General features: G+C 39.7%; 12 protein-coding genes. All 12 read right to left on the reverse strand.

The window, feature by feature from the left end; all coding sequences use genetic code 11:
• Positions 1 to 115: 115 nt before the first annotated feature.
• Complete coding sequence (locus tag LPB89_RS16095; protein WP_230702706.1) at positions 116 to 2,869, reverse strand: alpha-L-rhamnosidase; 2,754 nt, start codon at positions 2,867 to 2,869, stop codon at positions 116 to 118.
• 256 nt (positions 2,870 to 3,125) lie between these two features.
• Positions 3,126 to 4,691, reverse strand: coding sequence for a glycosyl hydrolase family 65 protein (locus LPB89_RS16100; RefSeq protein ID WP_230702707.1), 1,566 nt, complete (start codon positions 4,689 to 4,691; stop codon positions 3,126 to 3,128).
• 417 nt (positions 4,692 to 5,108) lie between these two features.
• Positions 5,109 to 7,565 (reverse strand): glycoside hydrolase N-terminal domain-containing protein, encoded by a 2,457-nt coding sequence (locus LPB89_RS16105; RefSeq protein ID WP_230702708.1) that lies wholly within the window; start codon positions 7,563 to 7,565, stop codon positions 5,109 to 5,111.
• Between the two features lie 237 nt (positions 7,566 to 7,802).
• Positions 7,803 to 9,230 (reverse strand): acetylxylan esterase, encoded by a 1,428-nt coding sequence (locus LPB89_RS16110; RefSeq protein WP_230702709.1) that lies wholly within the window; start codon positions 9,228 to 9,230, stop codon positions 7,803 to 7,805.
• 346 nt (positions 9,231 to 9,576) lie between these two features.
• Complete coding sequence (locus LPB89_RS16115; protein WP_230702710.1) at positions 9,577 to 12,327, reverse strand: glycoside hydrolase family 78 protein; 2,751 nt, start codon at positions 12,325 to 12,327, stop codon at positions 9,577 to 9,579.
• A 64-nt stretch (positions 12,328 to 12,391) separates the two neighbouring features.
• The gene (locus LPB89_RS16120; protein WP_230702711.1) at positions 12,392 to 14,263 is read right to left on the reverse strand and encodes a six-hairpin glycosidase; all 1,872 of its coding nucleotides are present in this window, start codon (positions 14,261 to 14,263) and stop codon (positions 12,392 to 12,394) included.
• A gap of 246 nt (positions 14,264 to 14,509) precedes the next feature.
• The gene (locus LPB89_RS16125; RefSeq protein ID WP_230702712.1) at positions 14,510 to 15,427 is read right to left on the reverse strand and encodes a glycoside hydrolase family 43 protein; all 918 of its coding nucleotides are present in this window, start codon (positions 15,425 to 15,427) and stop codon (positions 14,510 to 14,512) included.
• The gene (locus LPB89_RS16130) at positions 15,424 to 16,995 is read right to left on the reverse strand and encodes a glycoside hydrolase family 28 protein (protein WP_230702713.1); all 1,572 of its coding nucleotides are present in this window, start codon (positions 16,993 to 16,995) and stop codon (positions 15,424 to 15,426) included. Before LPB89_RS16130 ends, LPB89_RS16125 begins: the two co-directional genes overlap by 4 nt.
• A 109-nt stretch (positions 16,996 to 17,104) precedes the next feature.
• Positions 17,105 to 18,505, reverse strand: a complete 1,401-nt coding sequence (locus tag LPB89_RS16135; RefSeq protein WP_230702714.1) for a glycoside hydrolase family 140 protein — start codon at positions 18,503 to 18,505, stop codon at positions 17,105 to 17,107.
• Positions 18,506 to 18,662: 157 nt separating this feature from the next.
• Complete coding sequence (locus tag LPB89_RS16140; protein WP_230702715.1) at positions 18,663 to 21,821, reverse strand: DUF6298 domain-containing protein; 3,159 nt, start codon at positions 21,819 to 21,821, stop codon at positions 18,663 to 18,665.
• Positions 21,822 to 21,933: 112 nt separating this feature from the next.
• The gene (locus LPB89_RS16145; RefSeq protein ID WP_230702716.1) at positions 21,934 to 23,643 is read right to left on the reverse strand and encodes a polysaccharide lyase; all 1,710 of its coding nucleotides are present in this window, start codon (positions 23,641 to 23,643) and stop codon (positions 21,934 to 21,936) included.
• A gap of 75 nt (positions 23,644 to 23,718) precedes the next feature.
• Positions 23,719 to 24,390 (reverse strand): DUF3826 domain-containing protein, encoded by a 672-nt coding sequence (locus tag LPB89_RS16150; RefSeq protein WP_230702717.1) that lies wholly within the window; start codon positions 24,388 to 24,390, stop codon positions 23,719 to 23,721.
• Positions 24,391 to 24,484 lie beyond the last annotated feature (94 nt).

The following is a 24,484-nucleotide window of genomic DNA, read 5'->3' on the forward strand; positions in this document are numbered from 1 at the left end:
TGATCTTTACTGTATATCCAATAATTTTTTAGGTAAAATTATTTATTAAATGTAAAAATGACACTAATTTTTTAATGATGTGTCCTGTACTGTCCCGAATTGTTTAAAATGCCGGTTATTTAACATTTAAAGTATAAAAACCCGATGGCAGTGTCAGCACCATATTGTTTTTTTCTGTCTTATAAGCAACGCCGGATTTGTCTAACTTTTGATTGTTTACGGTTACAGCAGACACGGCAGCCGGTGGCAGGTAAACAACTGCGGTGGTATTGGCCGGAATCGTAATACTCCATTGCAACGTATTTTTATTTTTCTTCCAGTTGCTTTTTATAAGGCCGTGAACAGATTCACAGGAAGCATTTACATAGGTAAGGCCGCAATTGAAATCCGGTTTCATGATAAGCTGTTTGAAACCGGGAGTTTCAGTATTGCTTCTGATTCCGGCAATGTTTTCGTAATACCAGATCAATAAATCCCCTAACAACATGACGTGGTTTTGTGAATTCATTTTGGGATCGGCGGTATTTCCGTTCCATAGTTCCCAAATTGTTGTCGCACCGTTTTTGGCCATATAGCCCCAGCTCGGATAGGTATTATTTGACGCCAGCTTATACGACAAATCCGGTCTGCCGAATTGCGACAAAGTCCGCATTAAAAACTGGGTTCCGATGACTCCTGTGCTGATATGTCCTTTATAGGTTACCTCCACTTCCTGTACAATATTTTCAAATACTTTTGATTGAAGGTTTTCAGGAACCATCCCGAATGCTAGCGGAAGCAGGTTTGCCGTTACCGTATTATTGGCATATGTATTGGTTTTTGAATTGAAGAATTTAGCGTTGAATGCCGATTTTATTCGTTGCGAGAGTGCTTCATAATAGGCAATGTCTTCATTTCCTGAACCATTTATTGCTGCAAACTTTTTCATTTTTTGCAACAGGTGATAATAGAAGGCGCTCGAAATAAGTTCGCCGTTTGTTGTTCGTGCAGAATCTTTAGCATGAATTAATTCCAAGGACTCCGGCGGAACACACCAGTCGCCGTATTTGTCTTTGGTCATTAAATCTTTCACCAGATAATTCTGCTCCATATACACCACCCATTTTTTCATGTACGGATAGTGTTTTTCGATTACTTTTTTATCGGCGAATTGTTGGTACAACATATCTGCGACCGTAATATAAGTGCCCGGCCAGGTCACATTATCTCCGTAATAACGCCAGAAGGCGGGTGCCACATCGGGAATTCCGCCATCGGCAGTTTGTGCATTTTTAATATCGTCCAGCCATTTGGCATATAAAGTCTGATTATCGAATACGAAACTTTCGCCATACGCTCCGGTCGTTCTGTCTCCCAACCAGGGCTGACGTTCGTTTCGCTGCGGACAATCAATGGGCATTCCTTTATAATTCCCTCTGATTCCCCAGTAGGCATTTTTAAAAATCTGATTCATTGTTGCATTGGAAGATTCAAATGTCCCCGTTGTTTTAATGTCATCGTACACTACTTTCCCCACAAAATTATCGACCGTTGGTTTTGTCGGAAATCCTGAAACCTCAACAAATCTAAATCCGTGGAAAACAAAAGTGGGTTCCCAGGTTTCTTCGCCTTCTCCTTTTAAGATATAATGATCGGTTGTTCTGGCATCACGCAAATTTTCAATATACAACGATCCGTCTGCCTGCAAGGACTCTGCAAATTTCATTGTAATTGTATCGCCGCTTTTTCCTTTTACTTTCAGCTGCAGCCAGCCGACCATATTCTGGCCCATGTCTAAAATATAGGTTCCTTTTGGAGTTTGTTTGATGGAAACGGGTTTTACTTCACCCATAATTTTCATATTGGGCGTCATTTGTGCTTCGTAAAATCCTCCGGGCTCCTGAACGTATTCAGCAGTTAACCAGTTTTTATCGTTATAATCAATGGTATTCCAGCCTTTTAATTCCCTGCGTGCATCATACTCTTCGCCGTCATATTCGTTATTTGATACGATAGGCCCGTTGGTCGTTATTTTCCAGGAATCGTCTGTTCGGATAATATCCCTGCTTCCGTCTGTATATTCAACAAATAATTGCAGCGCCATTTTAGGGTAGCCGAAAGTTTTGATCTTATAGGGTTTGTAATCCTGGCGCATTGTAAAAAAACGTCCGTTTCCTAAAATGGTTCCCAGCATATTTTTTCCTTCTTTCAATTCTGAAGTCACATCAAAAACATTGTATTTTATATTTTTTGTATAATCTGTAGGCACCGGTGCTAAAACCTGATTTCCTATTTTAGCGCCATTAATATATAATTCGTACATTCCCAGACCCATTAAATATACTTTCGCGCTTTTAATTTGTTTTTTCAGGTTGATTTCTTTTCTGAGATAGCGGGCAGATAATCGGGAATACTGCAAAATGCTGTCTCCCGGAGAAGCTTTTTCATAGCCAATCCATCGCGTTGATTTCCAGTCGGCATAATTTAAAATTCCAATACTAAAATGCGCAATATCTTTCGATTGAATTTCGCCTTTATTGGTCCAGACGATGACCTTCCAAAATACATTCGCGCGGTCGTTAAGTTTTTTTCCGTTATACATAATATTGAGTGACTCATCACTTTCAACCTTTCCGCTATCCCACAAATCTGCTTTGCCGGAATTTAAGTTTTCTAAAGTTGACGCCGCAATAATCTGATAGGCGGTTTGCTGCACATCGTTAACTCCGGCTGCTATCTGCCAGCTTAATCGGGGCTGCAATACATCAATTCCTTCCGGATTGTCGAGCATTTCGCATAGCAGATTGATAACATCGATTTTATTCTGGGCTTTCGCCGGAAAGGAAATCAATGTTATGAGGATGAATGTTATTTGTAAAAACTTTTTCATGATTTTATTTTAAGATGCTTTGCTATTTTTTTCACGCAGATTGAGCAGATTTATTTTGATTTTTCTCTCGTTCGTGATTTCGACGCAGGAAACTCGAGCGATAGCAAACAGACGAAGTAAATCTCCATTGAAAGATCGACAAAGATTGAGCCTTTTGATTGCAGCGTTACTTACGACGATTTCTCCTTCGTCGAAATGGCAAAAATGAGAACAAAAAACCTGCTAAATCTGTTAAATCAGCGAGAGAAAAAACAGATTATTCCGAAACTAATTTCTCTAATCTCTCAGAAACCGCAATTTCCTTACCGTTTTTAAAAATCCTAAATCCTTTTCCTTTATGGTATTTCGCTCCTGTTTTATCCCACAAAATCGTAATAATATTGCCATGATACAACACATTATCCAGGCAAAACCAATCCCATTTTTCCTGTGGGATCAACGGATTTACTTCTATCTTTTCATCCCCTCTCGGGCGTAAACCGACCAATCCTGTGATGATTAAATCATTAAAAGTCGAATGATTGTAATAGCGGCTTCTTTCCCGATCGCCCATTAACCAATAGCCTGTCGTTTCGTCGAGATACTCTCCAAGATAAGGTTTTCCTCTGTAATATTGGGACTGCACATACAAATCCAATTGTTTGAAATAATCAGTTTTGGCCACACTTTTCTGATCGTAATTGTTCAGAACATTCGCCATGGCCGTTAGCGTCTGCGAGCTGGCAAAGGGCCATATGGCACCATCCCATTCGCAGGTTCCGGTTCCGTGCGTTCTGAAACGCGGGCTTCTGCGCTCTGCGGTTGTTAACCCAAACGGAGCTGCAAATCCTTTTTCGTCTTTCACCTGTTCCCACGCTTTTTCGAAACCTTTATCTTTTTGTGGCAGATTGAAATACCAGGGAATAAAACCGATAGCTTCCCTTACCTGCGCCAAGGTGTCTTTTTCCGTGAAAGTCTCAAAGAATTCATCTTTGGAATTCCACAATTTGCTTTCTACCAATTTCTGAAGCGTATCTGCTTTCGCGGCGAAATAATTTTCCTGCTTGGTATCGCCTTGTAATTTTGCCATTTTGGACAAAGCCACTGCGTTTCCATACATATAACTGTTAATCGTCGGGCGTGCATTTCTGAACTTTCTGGCACCGCTTAAGGATTCTTCCATTCCGTCTTTGACATCAAACTGCCAGAACAATCCGTCTTTGCGTTTTCGGTCTCCTTCCCAGGCGGCATATTCGTTAACCAGATCCGGAAACATATCCAGCAAAAACGTATCGTCTTTATTGACTAAATAACGATTGTACAACGCATCGGCCGTCCAGCTGCTGAATGTTCGAAGTTTTTTCATGGGCTTGCCGTCATTCCCCCTGAACCATAAATGTACATCCTGTTCCAGATATTCCGGATTATGCAGCCATCTGAACTCATTGATATGATGCCCCAAGGCACAGCTAATCATATTGTATTTATCGGCATAAGAGCGATCTACCAAAAACTCGGTAATGGCATATCCTTGTGGCGTTTTCTTAATGTGCTTGCGAGCACTCCACCAACGGAAGTAATAAATTTCCTCAAAGTTTTGCTGCGGACATTCAAACAACGGAATATTTTGTTCCATCCACGTCCACGCAGCATCATTTGGAATTGCAAATTTTAAATTTTCGTCTTCCATCGTGTTGAAATAATCAACATAATGTTTGAAGTTTTTTTCTTTTAAAATTACCGATTTTCCTTTTTGAGAATAGTCCGCGCCCGATTTACAGCTGTTTAAAGTTGCAATCAAAATGATGAAAACGACTATTTTGTATTTAAAATGATGTAACATATTCAAATTATTATTTTTAAAATTCTTTGGGCGTGCCCCTCCGGGTCGTGCTGTACGTTCCCGCTTTTTTTTGTGAGGCTGAAAAAAACCCCACAAAAAAAGAGCTCCACTTCCATCACTCACGCGAGAGAACTTTACAGTTTCCCACTCCTGCAAGGTTTTTAAAACCTTGTAGGTGTATTTTTTTTTAAACAATCTAGTCATTTCGACCCCTAGGCTTCGGGAGAGAAATCGCACTAGATTGGCTACAAAGATTGGCTTTTCTTTGTCGAGTTTCGCACGTGTTTCTCCCTGCGGTCGAAATGACAAACTAAATGTAAACTATAAATACCTACAAGGTTTTGAAAACCTTGCAGGAAACGTAAGCAGACCTAACAGGTTTTTAAAACCTGTTAGGTCTAACTAACCATGTCAATATTAATTACCCGTAAAAGTAAACGTCTGCCCTACTTTCATATTCACATCATAAATAGTATAAGCTGGTAATTGTAGTTTCTCCAATTTCGCCTGATCCGAAATAATAGGTTTCTTCACTTCAACATCATAAAACAACGGATTTGTATTTTTCCCTTTTGCTTTTTTAAGCGACGATCCTTTTAAAGTATTCTCTACTTTTAATCTACAGTTTCCTCCTATTTTAGAATAAATTTTCAACTCCGAAACTTTATTGTTTTTCCACGTCATATCGATTACAAATCCGCCTCTGGCAACTAAACCTTTAATACTTCCGTCTTTCCAAACACCTGGTAAGGCAGGCAATAACTGAATCGCATCTTCCTGGCTCTGCATCAGCATTTCGGCAATTCCGGCCGTACATCCAAAGTTACCATCAATTTGGAAAGGCTGGTGCGCATCCAGCATATTGGGATAGGTTCCGCCGCCTTTTCTTTGGTCTGCCGTTACCAGATGCATTTGATCCTGCAATAATTTATAGGCGTGATTTCCGTCTAATAATCGCGCCCACCAGCATACTTTCCAGCCCATGGACCAGCCTGTAGATTCGTCGCCTCTGTAGTTTAGTGAATTTTTGGCAGCTTCAAATAATTCCGGTGTTTTGGTTGGTGAAATCTGATTGCTCGGAAACAGTCCGTACAAATGTGAAATGTGCCTGTGTTTGTCTTCCGGATTGTCCCAGTCTTCCTGCCATTCCTGCAACTGACTGTATTTCCCCACTTTCATCGGAGCCATTTTAGCCAGGGCCTCTTTTATTCTTTTGGTAAAATCAGCATCCGGTGCGACCAGATTCGAAGCTTCGATTACATGTGTAAACAAATCAAAAACCAATTGGTTGTCCATAGTCGTTCCGGAGGCAATTGTTGCTTTTCCGGTTCCTCCTGCATGTGTATTTTCCGGCGAGCTTGACGGGACTACCACCAGATATCCGGTATTAGGATCTATCATCATATAGTCTAAAAAGAAACTGGCCGCACCTTTCATCACCGGATAAATTTCTTCTAAATATTTTTTATCGCCTGTATACAAATATCTTTCCCATAAATCCTGCGACACCCAGGCACCACCCGTGGGCCACATTCCGGAAGCCGCCGAGTCTACCGGAGCGGTAACGCGCCAGATATCGGTGTTGTGATGCAAAACCCATCCGCTGGCGTTATACATAATTTTTGCGGTTTCATGACCTGTTACGCTTAGCTCTTTTGCCATCTGAATAAAAGGTTCGTGCATTTCCGAAAGATTAGTGACTTCGGCAGGCCAGTAATTCATTTCGGCATTGATATTTGTGGTGTATTTACTGTCCCAGGGCGGTGTCACCATATCGTTCCAAATCCCCTGCAAATTCGCGGGCTGTCCACCCGGTTGTGAGCTTGAAATTAAAAGATAGCGTCCGAACTGAAAATACAATGCTGCCAGTTGCGGATCAAATTGTTTCGGAAAGTCCCTGATTCTTTCGTTTGTTGGTTTCTTTATTGCTTCATTTTTCCCTAAGTCTAATGAAACCCTGTCGAAGAATTTTTGGTAAAACGCCACATGTGCTTTTTTAATTTCGTCAAAACTTTTCGGTAAAGCCTGTTCTAAATACGATTTGCTTTTGGCAATTTCATCACCCGTAACATCCTGATAGTTTTTGAAATTGGTGGCTATCGAAATATACAATGTCACTTCATCTGCTTTTTCAATGCTTAAAATTCCGTTACTGGCGTTTATTTCACCGCCTTTGTTTTGAGCAGTAAGTCTTCCCTGAAATTTTACTTTTCCTTTTACATTTTCAAAATTCGTCCCTAATCCCGAAAGTATAATTTGATTTCCTTCTGTTGATGCTACCGTTTTATCGATCGGACTGTTCATAAAGATGTTACAGGTAATTTGTCCCGGCTGGCTGGCCGTAAGCTTCACCGCAATCACCTGATCTGAAAAGGCCGTAATGATTTCTCTTGTAAATTCTATGCCATTTACTTTGTATTTTACTTTTGCCGTGGCATCGCCAATATTTAAATCCCTGTAATAATCGGTATATTTTTGATGTCCCGGAAATGAAATATAAACGCTTCCAAAAGTCTGATACGGCATGCCGTCATTGGTCTGTGACATGATATCCTGCGTCGCCAAATCCTGGGCTTCATCAAATTTTCCATCAAAAATCAATTGACGAACGATTGGCAAAGCTTTAATTGATTTGGAATGTGCATTGCTATTCGGAGAACCCGCCCAGATGGTTTCTTCATTCAATTGAAGTCTTTCCACAGCAGGATCACCAAAAACCATTGCGCCCAGACGACCGTTACCTAAAGGCAAAGCTTCGTTCCAGATGGCTGCCGGTTTATCGTACCATAATTTCAGGTCGCTGTTACTTTGTGCCGTTGCAGCAAACGAAACAATTCCAAAACAAATCGCAGTTATTTTATTTCTTAACTTCATAGTATATATTTTTTTGCCACGAATTACACGAATTGGCACTAATTTCTCTTTTAATTTTTATTTCAATTTCACCAATTTATTTTGCTAATCATTAAAATCTGCTAAATCTGCGTGTAAAAAAATTACTCTCGCAGATTATGGAGATTAAAAAATCCTTCTAATCTTTTAATCTATGGCAAAAATTTAATTCGTGTAAATTAGTGTAATTCGTAGCAACCCTTTCTTGCTTCTTGTTTCTTATTTCTTAACCTCGTAAATTTTATTGTTCTTCTCGCCAAACATTTCATATAATTTGTTGATATCTTTTAAAGCATTCGCCGGTAATTTTTCGCCTTTATCTCCAAAAACAAACATTTTTTCTTTCGGTTCTATCACCACAGTTGATTCGTCGATTTCGCCTTTTTGATTTTGCACTTTTTTCAAATCCAAACTTAAATATTTGGCCATGAACGGATATAAAGCCATACGCTTTGAAACTCCAAAATCATGTCCTTCGTTTGCAAAATGAGCATTTTCGACCAAATCTTTTTTACCGTATAAGCCGTAAGTTCTCTGAATAAAAGGAAATTCAAGTTCCGGAACGGCAAGTGTCCAGTCTTTTCCATCGGAAACAATCAGCTGTGGTTTGGGGGCCATCATTGCAGAAATTTCAGCATTGTTGGTTCCGTTTCCGCACAAGTGAATCCCGCGTCCGCTTTCGCAGGGACAGCCACCTGAAAAATGAGAAGAAACCATGACAACCGGAGCTGAAACGGTAATCCTGTCATCCAAAGCAGCCAAAAACATCGTGTGCGAACCGCCGCCTGAACCACCGGTCACGCCAACACGTGACATATCTGCATTTTTTACGGTTGCCAGATAATCTAATAATCGTATCCCGCTTAAAACCTGAACGGTCGATGCAATGCTGTTTCTGTGTGTTTCTTCCGGAAACTGAAGTAACGATTCTCCCCAGGCAAATAAATCGTAACTGACTACAATTGCCCCCATTTTGGCTAAAACTGCACAACGTAACTGTTCGTCTTTTCTATATCTCCCATCTCCGAAATGACCGTCAGGCGTTAGGATAATTGCTGCTTTTTTGTTTAAAGGATAGGGTTTGTAAATGGAACCTGTTACATAAACTCCCGGCAGAATTTCCAATCCGATATTTTCAATACTATAATCTTTATAAATTCTTTTTGGAGTTAAAAGTGGTTTAGACTTTGGCATTGGGGGAGCCTTGTCTAAACCAAATGAAGTGATCATACAAGCTTTTAACTCTTTTTTGCGTTTTTCCCAATCGTCCAGATTGGTGTACAAATTGGTCAAATAAGACAGTCGTTCTTTTCCTTTGTCTACAGATACTTTATGGTTTTCATATTTTCTTATGATGTAGGTTCCGTCGGGTTGTTTGAAATACATCAGCTCAAACGGAGCCAGGATATTCGTTAAGGAAACAGCCAGATTTCCCGGTTCGATTCGCCAATCGGCATAGTCTAATTCTTTCCCTTTTAGTAAACCTCTGTCGTCATTGATCTTGACCTTAAAAACAGTTTCAATTTTGTTTAGTGTTTCCGAAACCGGTTTTCTGAAATTAGTATCGGAAGTGCTTTGCGCATTTGAAAATGTCAAGGCAAAAATTGCCGTTACGATAGCGTATTTAATATTTTTTAAATTTTTCATTTCGTATTGTTGAGATTGGTACGCGGATAACGCCGATTCGCTAAAGCGAAAGCACCGATTTACGCGGATTTTTATATTTGATAGCGAAAAAAATCCGTTTTTATTCGTGTGATCCGTGTATCATTTTGCATTATAATTTTATCCTATTTTTTGAATTGCCTCCTGCTTTAGAGGAAAATAATATAATTTTTAAACCGGCTTTAGCCTAATCTATTAATTTTGCTAAAGCCTTGTGACTTGTCGATTTTCGACCTCCAGTTAAAACTGGAGGCTATTCAATTTTTATAACTAACCGAATAAAAAAATCTGTGATAACCAGTATTCTCAGCCAAATCCGTGTATTATTTTATATTTTGCATTCGATTGTATATTTTCCTGATCCTAATTTTAAATTCTCTGTTGATTTTCCGTTTACTTTTACTTCCGGATTTTTATCGGTCGGCAATTTTATTGTTGCTGAGGTATTGGCCGGGATCTCCACTTTCAAAATTAATTTTCCATCCTTTTTCTCCCAGGCCGAAGCAATTTTTCCATAGATGGATTGATATGTTGCTTTTACAAAAGTCATATCTCCTACCATTTCCGGCTGAATAAAGAAATGTTTAAATCCGGGGTTTGCATCGTCTGGCACAATTCCTGCCAAACTCCGGTAAAACCATTCTTCAATCTGTCCCATCATAAAATGATTCCATGAATTTCCTTTGCGAGGATCCCATTGTTCCGTTAAGGTTGTCAATCCAAATTTGATCTGGAAACCATAACCCGGTGCATCGTAATGATTGTTCATTTTATACATTGTTTCGTTTTCTCCGTTTCGGGCCAACGCCTGAAATAAATAGCGATTTCCAACATCGCCTGTAGTCAGTCTGTCTCCTTTGGCTTTTATATCTGCCACTAAATTCTGCAGTACTGCTGCTTTGTATTGCGGTGCTACAATATCCATAAAAACGGGAACGGCATTACTAAACTGACTGCTGGTTCCGTATTGTTTGGTTGCTTCGTTGAAAAACGCATCGTTGAATGCTTTTTTAATATCAGAAGTTAATTTTTCGTACTTCTCTATATCGTCGATTTTGTTGAGCAATTTTGCGGCCTTTGCCACCAGACTTGCTCCATAAAAATAATGAGAAGTTGCCGAAAGTGCAATCGGACTGTTTTTCGAATATCCTGCCGCATGCGTTCCGTAATCGTACCAGTCACCCAATCCGTGCGAAACGATATGATTTTTCGAAGTCGTGGTCAGGTAATCCACATAGCTTTTCATAACTGGGTAATATTTTTCGATTAAGGAAGAATCCCCATAATATTCATAATACATCCAAGGTAAAATAACTCCTGTTACACCCCATTCCGGAGAATCGGTAAAATCACCGCCAAAGATTACATACTCGGGAACAATAGTCGGAATCAGGCCGTTTTCGCGCTGTGAGTCTGAAATGTTCTGCATGATTGCAGGAATATAACTTTCCAGATTATAATTGAACATTAATCCCGGGCCATTCAAGTGAACTTCTTCCAGCCAGCCTAATTTTTCACGCTGCGGGCAATCGGTGAAAACACTTTGAAAATTGCTTTTTATTGAATTATTGATGAGCTCGTGTGTCTTGTTGAAAATCTCATTGGAAGACTCAAAAGTTCCTGCTTCGCCAGCCGAATTATAAATGAAATTTGATTCTAAATAGACAACCGTCGGGAAGTTTTCGTTTTTCGTTTCCTTGTAATTAATGTTTTCTATCTGAATGTACTGAAATCCGTAATAACTGAATTTTGGCTGCCATTCTTCAACACCTTGCCCCTTTAAAGTATAGTCGTAGTAGTAAGGTTTCCCGGATCTGCCCTGACCTACAGTTCCCTCATCATTTAATCCTTCCCCTACCCAGATCCGAACGGTTTGTCCTTTTTTTCCTTTGACTTTAATGGTTGGAAAACCGGAAAGATTTTGTCCCATGTTAAAAACATAAGTATCTGTTTTCGGCTGTTTGAATTCTTTTACATCAAACTTTTTCTGAATCGTAACCGGCGGAGCAGTCTGCGCTTTCAGATTTCCTTTTGGTGCTTCCTGAAGGACTACTTTTTTCCAGTGGGCGTCTTTAAATCCTTTTTTGTTCCAGCCTTCCTGCTCTAAATTGGCATTGTAATCTTCGCCTCCGAAAATGCTGTTGAACGTAATCGGGCTTTTGCTGTATTTCCAGCTTTCGTCTGATTTAATGATTTGTTCCGAGCCGTCTTTGTACACCACTTTCATCTTAAAAAACAAAGTCGGCGGCCCAAAACTCACAAAAAACTTCGCGTATCTTTCGGCAACCATATTGTACATTCCGTTTCCTAACAGAACGCCAATCACATTCTCTCCGTTTTGCAATTCATTGGCAGACAACTCATACGTATTGTAATTGACTGTTTTATCGTAATCTGTCCACAGTGGTGCGAATTCGCTGTTACTGATTTTTTTTCCGTTAATGGTTAGTTCATAATGTCCTAAACCTGAAATATAAACGAAGGCTTCTTTAATTTCTTTTTTTAGTTCGAAAGGTTTGCGAAGGATAATACTTCTGCGCGACAAAGAATCTGAAGCATTAATGATGGCTTCTTTTCGCTCTTTTTTGAAAGTTGCCGTATGGTAATTTCTGCCTTCCGGCAAATGACTGTCGGCTTTTGTAATGGCACCAATCCAGATTGGATTTAGATCTGATGCGGAAGGTGCTATTCTAAACGAAGCTGTTCTGCTCCATTTGGAAACTTTGTTCTCCTGATCCCAGATTCTGACTTTCCAGAAATATTTATTTTCTGTTTTTAATGGATGTCCGTTATACGAAATTTGAAGATTTTTGTTTGAAATCACTTTACCGCTGTCCCAGCTATCAGCTTCATTTTTTTGAAGTTTTTCCGCTGAGGAAGCTACTAAAATCTGATAGGCATTTTGGGAGACATTCCGTTTTTCAGAAGTTAACTGCCAGCTTAATCGTGGCTGGTTCTGCACTACAGCCAATGGATTTTCAGCCTTTTCGCAGGTTAAATGCACAACAGCAGTTTGCCCCTTCGAAATGAGGGTGACTAAAAGGGTGATTGTTACCAGTATGTTTTTAAAAAACTTCACGTTATAATTTTTAGTTCGTAGAAACCCAAAAAGTTTTAAAAACCTGTCGGGTTTGATTGCGTATCTAGTTTAACTTTTTCGTCACCAATGATTTAATATTAAATACTGCTTCCGGAATTAGTTTACCCGTATCCGGTAAATCGGTAAAATCCGGTGTGTCAGGTTCAGTATCAGCATTGGGTGTGTACCGCTGCTCGCCCGTGCGGAACATAATGCGTGAAATGCCGTCAACCGGAGCATAGAATATTTTAGCACTTTCTTTACCGTCATTTACTTTTACAGTATACGAACGGGAAGTGACGTCTAATTTAACTGTTATAGTATATTCTTTTCCTGCTTCATATTTTGTAATTCCACCTAAACGGGCACCATTTTTCGCTTTCAGTTCTCCATCGGAATCGAATACCAATCGAATAGCCGGAAGTCCCTGCTTATTTTGAAATTCAACCTGCAGCAAACCGTGATTGTTTTGTTCCGGCATTACGGTAAAAACGGCTTCCATTTTTTCTGCAAACGGAATTACACGTTCTGCACGCGAATAATCAAAAGCATCCTGATCCCTTAAAGTTAACCATTTTTTTCCGTCTGTTTTCTTTTCGATTTTGGCGGAAGCCCACGAAAGGTCGTACGTATTCCATACTTTTAATTCTTCTCCGTCGGGAAGAGTATTAAAAACGTCATTTGCATTTTCGGTCACTGTCGAAATTACGGGAACCGGAATCGAGGCCACCCAGATGTCTTCTTTATTCATGCTGTACCCTACCCAAATTTTTCCGTCGGGTGGTGTACCGTCTTTTTCGGTTATACCACGAACATATTGCGGGCCGGCAGATTTATAGTTTCCGCCATATCGCATCGGACTGATCTCTCCGTGAACCAATAATAAATCCTTATAATTCAGGCCGTCATCACTGGTAGAAATCGCAAGCGGCCAACGGTATTCGGATGGATTGTAAACTGTTGCGTATTTATTATCCGATGTTTTTTGTCCCCAGATTTTAGCATTGCTGTTGACAAAACCAGGCGCACGCAAAGGCATATAGTCCCAGGTTTTTCCACCATTTTTACTAATGGAGGTCAGGGCGTGTTTCCATAAACCCACGACATTTCCGTTAGGCAAATGATAATAACTAAAGGCTTTGTATGGCTTTTGCAACGGAATCAATTCATCGTCACGATCGGCTTCTTCTACCCATTGCTGTAAAACCAAAGGTTCCGAAAGAATTTCTTCGCAGGCTTTTAGGAATCCTTTGTCTTTTGCTTTGGTATAAAACGGAAAGGCTGATTTTGATTTATCCCAGCTTTTATTGTATCTGATGAAATAGATTTCTCCGAAACTACCGTCTTTTTTAATTTCACGAATCACGCGTCCAATCCCTTTTCCGTCATTCGGATCGTCTTTTTTATCCATTGCAATTCCGTAATATGCTAAGGCAAAAAGGCGTTTGTCTTTTGAGGTATAAAATCCCATTCTTTGGTGCATAATGGCATCAAGGTTTTTGGAAATGCCTTCAACACCTTCCTTTTTCCATCCGTCAGGAATATGGTAAATCGGGAAAATAACCTGAGGTTTTGTCCAGCTTATACCGTCTTTCGAAGTCATTAGTAAGGTCTGGCTTGGCGGAATATGTTCTCCGGTCGGATCGCTTAAATAATGCAGGTAGAAGGTGTTGTTCCAATACGCCATCATGGGCTGGTGATTATAGGTCCAGCCAAAACCATCTGCTTTTTCGGGATGTTCACGGCTGGCACGCATAATCTGCGTGGCGTGAACCCCAACTGCCGGACTTAACTGCCCGTGATGGTAATCTATATTCGAAAGTGTTTTACCAACATACCGCACGGTGTCGTTTTGGGCCATAGCAGAATTTACTAACCCGAAAGTCAACAGCACAGTTAGTGAGGAAACGATTTTTATTTTTTGTAAAGCAATCATTCTTTTTTACTTTTTTTTGAAAATTCTAACGAATAAAATCTTCATCCTATCTGCATGATCTGCTCAATCTGCGAGCTAATTTTTTCTCCCGCTGATTTGGCAGATTTGGCAGATTTTTTTTTATTTATTTGATCTGTGAAACCTATGGCACGAATGATTGGTTTTTATTTTTTGGAAAGCAATCATTTTGATATTTTCTTTAAACCTGACAGGTTTTAAAAACCTGTCAGGTTTGCGTTGAAACTTCTATTTTCTCTCCATTAAACCTTTTAAAACGTCTTCTGAAATTGTGGTTATTGTTCCGTGTTTGTGACCTTCCGGAAGACTTATTTTTGAAGAAACATCTTCAAAATGAACAAAATCTGAAGTCGCTGAGGCTTTATAATTTTTCTCGCCGTAATTGTCGTAATAGATCAGCCATTTGTTATCCACTTTTACAACCGTCGGCCCTTCTGATAAATGAGCGCTAAAAGGTTCAGAACTTTTTCCGAATGGTCCTAAAGCCGATTTTCCGAACGCTACTTTTATGTTTCGCATGGGTCTGGTGTTGTCTTTCAGCACCAAAACATACTCTTTTTTGCCTTTCTTGACAATGACACAATCAATGACACTAAAGCCGGGTTCGTAATATAGTTTGGCAGGGGAGAACGTTTTAAAATCTTTGGTGGTTACATAATACATCCGGTGATTATTTTTCTCTTCTTCCTGTCCTTTTTCAAATCGAAACGGAATCGTTGATGCCCAGATAATTATGTATTCTTTTTTGACGTCATCGTAAAAAATTTCCGGTGCCCAGACGTTTACCACTTCCGGTTCGTTTTTCATTACCGGAATATATTCTTGTGGAGACCAGTGCATTAAATCTTTAGAACTCGCATATCCGAAACCATTTCCGCCTTTCCAGTCTGTGGTCCAGACTAAATGATACGTATTATCGGCACCTTTTACGATGGACGGATCCCGCATGATTTTACTGGCTCCGATTTCCGGTTTCAGAAAGGATCCTTCCAGTCCTTTCCAGGTATAACCGTCTTCACTGTAGGCCAGGTACAATCCTTCTGTAGCAGGTTCCCTAAAAGAAGTAAAAAGATATATTTCTTTCTTTTTCTGAGCATAGCTTACGGCAATAAGGGCAAGGCATATCAGGGTTACTATTTTTTTCATGGCTGTTCTGAAATTGCTTTTTTATCTAAGGCTGCGCCTTTTTTTACAATGGTATTTACATTATTGAATACATTGTTTTTCAGGTAAATTCCTTTTGTTTCTTTTCCGTCGGCTTCCATAAAAATATCTGTTGCAGTAAAAGGAAAATTGTTATTGATCATCATATTGGAAACATTATCCAGTTTAATCACCGGAACTCCTTTTATCGGTGTTGAGGAACCTGTGTTGTCTAAAATGAGATTTTTTGAATCTGATATTTTGAAGGAAGAACCCACTGAAGCATTGATTTTTACATCATGAAATTCTACCTCTGTTGCCGTATTCACCGTAAAACCTTCTTTGGCATCCATGTTTATATTCGAAAATGTAATGTTTTGAATGGGCATTTCCTTGATTCCTAAAATAGAAGCTGCTTTGTTTACATTCGATCCTGTGATATTACTCATGTGAATATTTCTGAAAATGGGCGTTTTCTCGGTTACCGGTTCTTCTTTGGTGTCTTTGTCATAAAAAAGGCTCAGTACAATGGCTTCTTCCTTAATGTTTTTCATGACAATATTATCCACTCGAATATCTTCAACAACCCCGCCTCTTCCCCGAGCCGATTTGATACGGATTCCTCTGTCTGTCCCGTCAAAAACACAATTAGAAATCGTCACTTTTTTAATTCCGCCGGACATTTCGCTTCCAATCACAACACCTCCGTGACCACTTAACATGGTGCAGTTGGTGATGGTCACATTTTCTGTAGCTCTTGCATATTTACGGCCGTCTCTGTCTCTTCCTGATTTTATCGTGATGCAGTCATCTCCAACGCTGATGTGGCAATTTGAAATATGAACATTTTTACACGAGGATGGATTGATTCCGTCTGTGTTAGGCGAATGCGGATTGAAAATCGTTACTCCCGTTATCGTGACATTATCGCAAAACTCCGGGTTTATCGTCCAGAAAGGTGAATTTTGAAAGGTTACACCTTCTACCAATATATTTTTACAATTGTAGGTCTGGAAAAAAGAAGGCCTGAAAAACTTTTTATCGATGGTTCTTTTGTAATACGGTTCTGTAAATAATCCTTTATTTTGTTCCTCCCACATTTTTTGGTATTTGGTCAGTGGTAAAGGCTCTTTGGCGGTTTCAATGCGATAGACTTCATTCCACCATGCTTTTCCCTGTCCGTCGATTACCCCTCTTCCTTTTATGGTAATATTTTCGGCATCTTTTGCATAAAATAAGGGCGAAAAACTCTGCATCACAATTCCTTCATAACGCATTTCTACAAAAGGCAGGTAATCATCAAAATTATCGGAAAATTTCAAAAGCGCACCCGAATCCAGATAAATGGTGATGTTGCTTTTTAATTTTAAAGCACCTGTTAAATATTCCCCTGCCGGAAAGAAAATGGTTCCACCTCCCTTTTGAGAAGCTTTTTCAATGGCTTTCTGAATGGCGTCTGTACAAATTATTCCTTTGTTGTTGCCGCCTTCGTTTAGGATATTCAGCCAGCCATCATTTGCAAAGGCTGCGTTGAAAGTTATAAAACAAAGAATGATTAGTATATTTTTCATGGTTTTATGCTTTTTGGTTTCACGCAGATGGAGCAGATTGCGCGGATTTTTTATTTTTTTGCTATCCTGTTTAAACCCGACAGGTTTTAAAAACCTATCGGGTTAATCGTTACTTATTTGACTTCAAAATCAAGACCCAGTCGTTTCCATCTGCTTTATTTCCGGATGGCTGAAACTCCTTTGCTCCTTTATTTTCAACAGATCCGATTTTTGTTTCTTTTCCGTTTCTGGGATTGTACCAGCTTGCGGTTACTTTATTGCCGGCAATTTTCCCCATATTGAGTAGAATTTTTCTACCGTTGTAGGTATAAATTAAGGCGTATTTTTCTCCTCGTGTTGCAATCAGGTAATCGTATTTCTCGCCCTGGTTTGCAATCAATGTCTGGTCCGGAACTCTTTCTAAATACGGAAAATCCAGCATTAGTTTTTTAAGAAATACCATTTGTCCGGCTCCGGGTGCGTTGATCGCGTATGTCCATATTTCCTTGTTTCCGTAAGCAGGTTTATCACCTTTTCGGAACATTTGCATGACGGCATTATGCCCGTACGTATAGCCTGCTGCTCCTGCAAAAACGGACCAATAGCCGTAACGTCTTACATCATTGGCGGTCCACTTTGGCTGTAAGGTATCGTGCAGACCATGCGGAATTCCTTCGTAAGAGGGTTCTCCGTCCAGTGTGGGTTTGGCTGGTTTTAATTCGTAGTCTCTTTGAACGAATTTATAGTTGTCTTCTTTAAAAGATCCTGCCAGTGTATCCTGATCGTACCTGCGGTGACCGGACTGGAACATATTAAAATCCAGCCATTTCTCGTTGTGATAGTTTTCAGAAGAATCGGTTCGGCCGAAAGGATGAAACGTCACCAACTGATCCGGATTACTGGTTTTCAGGGTACTTCCAATTGTATTCCAGATGTCTGTGAATTCGTTTCCGTGTGTGTCTCCGCCATTTAACCAGATAATGTTGGTTCTGTTTTTGTAGCGGTCTGCTAAAAATTGGGCATATTGTTGTGCCTGTTCTTTGCTGACTTTATTTCCTTTTGAAACATTGGTTCCCCAAACCGGGACCATAGCCACATAAATTCCGTTTTTCTGAGCAACGTCCAGCGTATAATCTACGTGATCCCAATAATCATATTCCTGTGGATTACTAAAATTATTCCCTGCTGTCGTCAATGGTTTCGAAACATCTTCATTTACCAAAGCTTTATCTCCATAAATGTTTGTTACATTCAGCGAATGCAAAACCATAACCTGAACCACATTGAACCCTTTTTCTTTTCGATCCTGAAAATATTTCGTTACGCCTTCCCTGTCCAATTTCCCGAAAGTCAGCCAACCGGTATCGCCAAGCCAGAAAAATGGTTTTTGATCTTCGGTGACAAAATAATGATGATTTTCTGATACTTTAATTTTTGGTAATTTCCGGGCAGACTGAGCATATCCGTTACAGGCTACTATCAGTAAGAGGCTTATAATAAATACGCTGTGATATTTTGGCTTATGGATCATTTTATGCTGTTTTGAATTATGTTTTATGGTGGATCGCGGGTTTAACGGATTGCACGGGTTTTCGCTGTTTTTTTATTTCTCGCAGATTTAGTTTTAATTTTTACGCTTTAGTTTTAATGGTGTTAGCTTAAATCCGTTTCGCCTGTGCGATCTGTGGCTAATTTCTTTTTAGTATGAATAGTACTTTTTCTTTAATTTCAATTTTCGGAATTACGATTTTTTTACCTCCGCTGATGTTTGCTTTTTTCGTTAAAGCTCCTGTCGAAGCGTTAATGGCATATACTTCAAAGGTGCCTTTGTAACCTGCTAAGTCAACTGACACATCCTGATCGTTTTTCAGATAAAAAAGATAACTTTTCCCTTTGTTTTCCAATGTCCAAACTGCATCTGAAAAAGTATTTCCTTCCACGGGTTTCATTTCGGAAAGTGCTGCATAAAACTGCTGCAATTCAATTGTTGGAATGTTGGGCAATGAAGCTCCTGCCATTAAAACAGCCCATCCAAATCTTGAAGATGCATCGGTCGAATACAAAATCACTTTTTCAGGATAGGGATCACGGTATTCCCGAATGGCACGATACACCTGATTTTCGGTTTCTTTTCCTGTTTTCAGTTTTCTTGCATGCTGACGGGGTGCTAAATTCACCCCGCCTTCCGGGGCATATGCTGTGCCGTCTTCTTTGTAATACCAATATCTGATATCGATTACGTCAACTGTTTTTACTCTTTTGGCATCTTTTAAAACAGCATCCTGTACGTCTTTAGTGGCACTTAAACCAATAAGTCCTTTTTTACCGGTTTCATCTTTCCATTTCTGAACTTGATCCAGCCAGAATTGCATAAATTCTAACGGCCCCGTATATTCGGCACTTGTCAACTGAATGACATTACTGTTATCCTGAAAATTCTCTAATGATTTACGAATAAATCCCTGATGTAATTTTCTTCGCTGTGGATTATTAATATCATAAAACTGCTCTGCCATAAAGATCCTTTTGTCTCCTGCATAGGGCGGCGGTTCCGGAAAACCGGTGCTGTTGATATTGTTTGCCGAACGCCAGGGTGAACTTGCCCAATGGGCTCCGGCTTCTAAAATATTATGCTGAAAATATTGCTGGTTGATTAGCAGCTGCCCGTTTGTTTCTGCGAGATTCGCGAAAGACGCCAGACGGTTCCAGTACCAATCGTTGAATTTGGTCAGGTCATATTTACTCAGGTGATCCCATGCTAAATCCTGTCCGCTTCTGGCAAAGGGCTGCTCATAATACGGAGGCCATGCATCGGCATCGATACGGCGAACACGTTCGTGATCATCCATTCTTCTGTCGTACCATAGGCCGTAATTGTGTTCCAGCGCGATCGTATGATTCGTTTTCAGATAATCCACTACTTCCTCTATTTGGTCTGTAAGTCCGGTTCCGGTTCTTCCCGGCACAAAACGTGTCACGTGTGGCAGTGATTTGGTTACATCATTATCTAAAAGACTTCCTCTCCACCAGGCCGTATTCATTTGTTTTCCGGCGATAAGTTTTCCTTCAAAAGTAAGCAGGCCGTTTTCGGATTTTATTTTTGAAGCTGAATCTGTTGTTTTATTCGCTGCTGCAATTTTTAAATCATCTGCATTTTTAAGTTTTGAATTGACGGTATTTATCGGATTTGACTTCGACGCTTCTGCAATCCATTCCGGTAAACTCATTGCTGTTTTTACTGAATTTTGAGTCAATTCTTTGGCAACCTCAACCGTTGGACTTGATGAAGGTTCTGAGCCCAGATCGTAAATGAAAGGTTTTACGGGAAGTGTACCGAGACGGCTTTCTAATTTGGTATAGAATAAACTTCTTGGACTAATATGTCCGTTTACATCTTTCCAGATTCCGTTTCCTGCAAATTGTCCCCAGACTCCAAATGCCCAGTTAAGCGCTGTCGGCGGACTGTAACATTCTATTTTCGACGCTGATGATTCCCAGATTACAGAATTGGCCGCTGTCCATCCTGCGCCTCTTCCGCCTTGTTCCCTGTTGTTGTAACTTAATGCTTTTCCGTCAATGTTTACGATATCGAATAAAACTCCGGTTGCCCAGCTTCCGATTGCGCCACTATTTTCATAAGGCAAATGCGATTCACATTGTACAAATACATTCGGGCCTGCCGTACCAAAACCTCCAACTGCAAAATCATGATATCCGTATTCGGAATAACAGCGTTGAAATAAGGTCTGCTGCCCTTCTGTGTAAAAAGTATAACGCCTGAAAGAAGCAATTTCAGAAACCGGTTCTGTTGCTATACAATCCTCCACTGTGATTTGCTGTGTTGTTTTTAAAAGGGTAACGGCTCCTCCTGCAAAATGCTTAAAATTAACTTGTCTTACCCAGGCATTTCTGGCATTTTCAATACTAATGGCCTGCCATCTGTGCTCTTCGTCTTTTGGGTTTGACGCATTAAAAGTCGATTTTATTAAAATATTTTCGATTCCGTTTTGCTCTGTTCTTCCCGGCCAGGAATAGGAAATTACTTTTGCCGTAGCATATAATTCGTTTAAAGCCATCGTTAACGGGGCATCAAGCGTAATTTCATTCCCTTTGATATTGGTGATAACCCTGTTCCAGTTCATATCCCAATCTCCTTTTTTCCATCCGATCCAGGAAGTTTCTCCGCCAAAATCCTGCATTTTTAGTTCCCTGATCCAGTTATCAGTTAATGGATTACTGACGATAATTTCATCTGAAACTTTTAATTTTGACGCATTTTTAAGCTGAATTTTTTGTGTTCCTAAAGGAAAGAAGCCATTTGCCAATTCGAAAGTCTCCTTGTATTTTCGATCATCTGTTCCCAGAATTCTGATTAAGGCTTCTCTTTCTAAGCCTGTTCCTAAAAGAATCGTTCCTTCTTCGGTGTTCCCGCTTCCACGAAGTACTACTCCGGATTTTCTGATGTATAAGGTTCCTTTGATTTTGAATGTGCCTTTATCTAAAAGAACCGCACCGCGAAAACCGGCTTGGTCCGGCTTTAGAGTACTGACATAATCGATCGCAGTTTGTATTTTTTGGGTAGCATCTTCTTCTTGTTTTGGGACAAAAATTTTATTCTCAGGATTCGGAATTGCTTTTTCTGATGAACGGTATCCGGCAAAAGAAAAATCAGGAATCCGGTTTCCTAACTGATCTGCCGTAAAAGAAAGTTTCCCTTCTTTGGTTTTGACAATATCCGGAAAAGTGTTTTGTCCAGCCATCGCACTGCTAAAAAGCAATACAAAAAGGAACAAACCGATTTTATCTTTTGGAAGAAAAATGATATTTTTTAGCTGGATAAAATTCACTTTATTATAATTTTAGAATGAAAACTGTGTTTTTTGTTTCAGGTTTCAAGTTTCAGGTTTCAAGTTTCAAGTTTCAGGTTAAAACTGTGACTGAAAACCGCGACTCACTTCTTTACTGTAATAATCCTTTTGACAATTTAGATAATGTATCGGTATTATTTTCAGTTTTTGTCCAGTCGATTTTTTCTTTTGGATCAATTCCGTTAAAATATTTCTCGATATTGGTATATCCGTCACCGTTTGAATCCTTGTTTGCATCAGAGGCATCGTTTGGATTCAGTCCGTATTTTTTCTCCCAGTTGTCGGGAATTCCGTCATTATCAGAATCTTTATAGGCTTTTCCTTTGTACTCGGGATAACCTCCTACTTGTTCGATACTGGTGATTATTCCTTTTTTATAAGAATCCGCAGGAAGTCTTCTTTTAATGAATTCCTTTCCAATAGCATTCTCCAAGCCATCTTTCGATTCTATTTTTCCGGTTCTCACCTGTTTAATTATTCTTTCGTCTACAGCATCTCTTTTTGGTAAAGTCGCCCCAACATTATTCAGGACAAATTCATACGCTTCTTCTGCTTTCATGATCGTAATGTGCGGCATTGAAAATGGTTTCGGCTGTCGGATGCTTTCTAAAAAAGATTTAGTCTGTTCTGCAGAAAGATCTTCCAATTGCACTCCTCCATTCCAGTTATCCGCTGTAACTTCAGGTGAACCAGCCATATAATTGCCCGCTACATAAGCCCTTCCGTATTGTTTCGGTTCGATATAACCTGATTCCGGTTTTACGATTCTGTGCGCAATAGGCTGATCTGTTGGCGTAATAGGCCCGGGTTTGAAATAATTGTTGATGATGTTCAGCATCGAACGATAATCGCCACCGTCTAAAGTACGATTCCACCAATTGAAAATCACATTATTCACAAAATTAAAATCACCATACATTCCGATAGAAGCGTTTCTTGAAATATTATCGGCCCATAAATTCCTCATAAAGGTACTGTTTAATCCACCAATCGTGCTTCCAAAAGCGTGATTGTAAGTATCTAAGCCTTCTGATGAAATAGTATTCTGGATGGTAATATTGCAAGCCGGTAATTTTTCTAATTTAGATTTTTCGTTGGCCTGAAACTGATGTCTGTAAAGGGAAATATTTTCGTCTAATCCCCAGCTAACAGAACAATGATCGACAATAATATTCCCAATCGGATTCCCGCCAAGCGCATCATCTCTTCGGGTGACTTCGGTTGCACCGCGTCTGAAACGCATGTGTCTGATGATTACGTCGTGCGTGTCTATTTCCAATGTTTCACCTGCAATGCAAATTCCGTCACCCGGAGCAGTCTGACCTGCAATGGTTACGTAAGGCGCACGCATGCTGATTCTTTTCTGCAATCTGATAATTCCGGAAACATTAAACACAATTGTTCTTGACCCCACTGCTTCACAGGCTTCCCTGAAGGTTCCTTTTCCGCTGTCTTCTAAACTGGTGACTACAAAAATCTTTCCTCCGCGGCCACCCTGCGTAAATGCTCCTCCGCCTTCTGCTCCCGGAAATGCGGGAATAGCTGCCTGTACAAAATCTTTAGGGTAGGAAGCCCAAGGTAAATATGGTTTTCCTTGTTTGGCTTCTTCCTGAATAATAGCCGCATTGCTGACCCATATTTCATGAAGCCTTTTTTCTTCATCGGCTAAAAGGGCATCGGCTTTTTCCTGAACCGGTTTTGGGATGACAGGATATTGTGCGTAGGCTGATGAAACTAAAGAACAAAATGACAATGCCAAAAATGTTCTTTTTAAAGTACGGCTGGGAAAATTATTTTGCATGAGAATATAATCAGATTGTTTAGTTTTCGATAGAGACCTGACAGGTTTTAAAAACCTGTCAGGTCTCAGTAGAACTTAATTTTTTGCTTTTTGCTTTTCTCGTTCCTCAACACGTTTATGCCAATCAGCACTTTCTTTGTTCAGATCGTAACCCTGCTTTGATAAATAATTATTGATTCTTCCTTTGTATTTACCAAACCAGCCGTGTTTTTCTTTAGAAGATCCTCCGTCCATTGCATGCTCTCTCGCTTCAACAAGAGCTTTATAAATATAGTCTTTTTGTCCGGCTGTTAAATTGGGAAGCATGTCCTGATAGCCCGCATAGGTAATAGGCAGCACTCCGTAGGTCATTCCGTCTTTTACCTCAGTGATTTTTTCTTCGGTCAGTTGAGTCCCTAATTTTTTCAGATAGGCTTTGTGTAATTTTTCTATGGACTGGTCTGCCTTTTCTTTTAGTTTATCAATTTTCTCATTTTGCTTTTCTTTTGATAAACTGCTGTTGTCTTTCAGTTTTTTGATTTCAGCATCTCTTGGATCCTGAATAGCGCTTAAATCTCTGAATTGCTGAGCTACTATCTCTGTTACTGCTTTTTCTTTTTCAATATTATTCAACGCTAGTTTGGCAACAATTTTTGCCGCTCTTTCGTTGGTAACTTTGATGTATTCGGGATCTGAATGTTGTTGCGCAATACCGGTACAAAATACCAGTAACAGGATCAGAACACTTTTATTTTTGATTGATTTCATTTTAATAAAGAATTATTAATTGCAATGCTTTTTGTGAAAATCTGTATAAACTGCGAGCTAAATTTTTCTCTCGCAGATTTAGCAGATCAGGCAG

It is taken from the genome of Flavobacterium sp. ENC, from assembly GCF_020991415.1.
In the GTDB taxonomy this organism is placed as follows: Bacteria; Bacteroidota; Bacteroidia; order Flavobacteriales; family Flavobacteriaceae; genus Flavobacterium.

Coding starts and splice junctions, on each gene's coding strand:
- LPB89_RS16110 (WP_230702709.1), bottom strand. CDS start 9,230: ATGAAAAATTTAAAAAATATTAAATACGCTATCGTAACGGCAATTTTT.
- LPB89_RS16150 (WP_230702717.1), bottom strand. CDS start 24,390: ATGAAATCAATCAAAAATAAAAGTGTTCTGATCCTGTTACTGGTATTT.
- LPB89_RS16145 (WP_230702716.1), bottom strand. CDS start 23,643: ATGCAAAATAATTTTCCCAGCCGTACTTTAAAAAGAACATTTTTGGCA.
- LPB89_RS16100 (WP_230702707.1), bottom strand. CDS start 4,691: ATGTTACATCATTTTAAATACAAAATAGTCGTTTTCATCATTTTGATT.
- LPB89_RS16135 (WP_230702714.1), bottom strand. CDS start 18,505: ATGATCCATAAGCCAAAATATCACAGCGTATTTATTATAAGCCTCTTA.
- LPB89_RS16120 (WP_230702711.1), bottom strand. CDS start 14,263: ATGATTGCTTTACAAAAAATAAAAATCGTTTCCTCACTAACTGTGCTG.
- LPB89_RS16125 (WP_230702712.1), bottom strand. CDS start 15,427: ATGAAAAAAATAGTAACCCTGATATGCCTTGCCCTTATTGCCGTAAGC.
- LPB89_RS16105 (WP_230702708.1), bottom strand. CDS start 7,565: ATGAAGTTAAGAAATAAAATAACTGCGATTTGTTTTGGAATTGTTTCG.
- LPB89_RS16095 (WP_230702706.1), bottom strand. CDS start 2,869: ATGAAAAAGTTTTTACAAATAACATTCATCCTCATAACATTGATTTCC.
- LPB89_RS16130 (WP_230702713.1), bottom strand. CDS start 16,995: ATGAAAAATATACTAATCATTCTTTGTTTTATAACTTTCAACGCAGCC.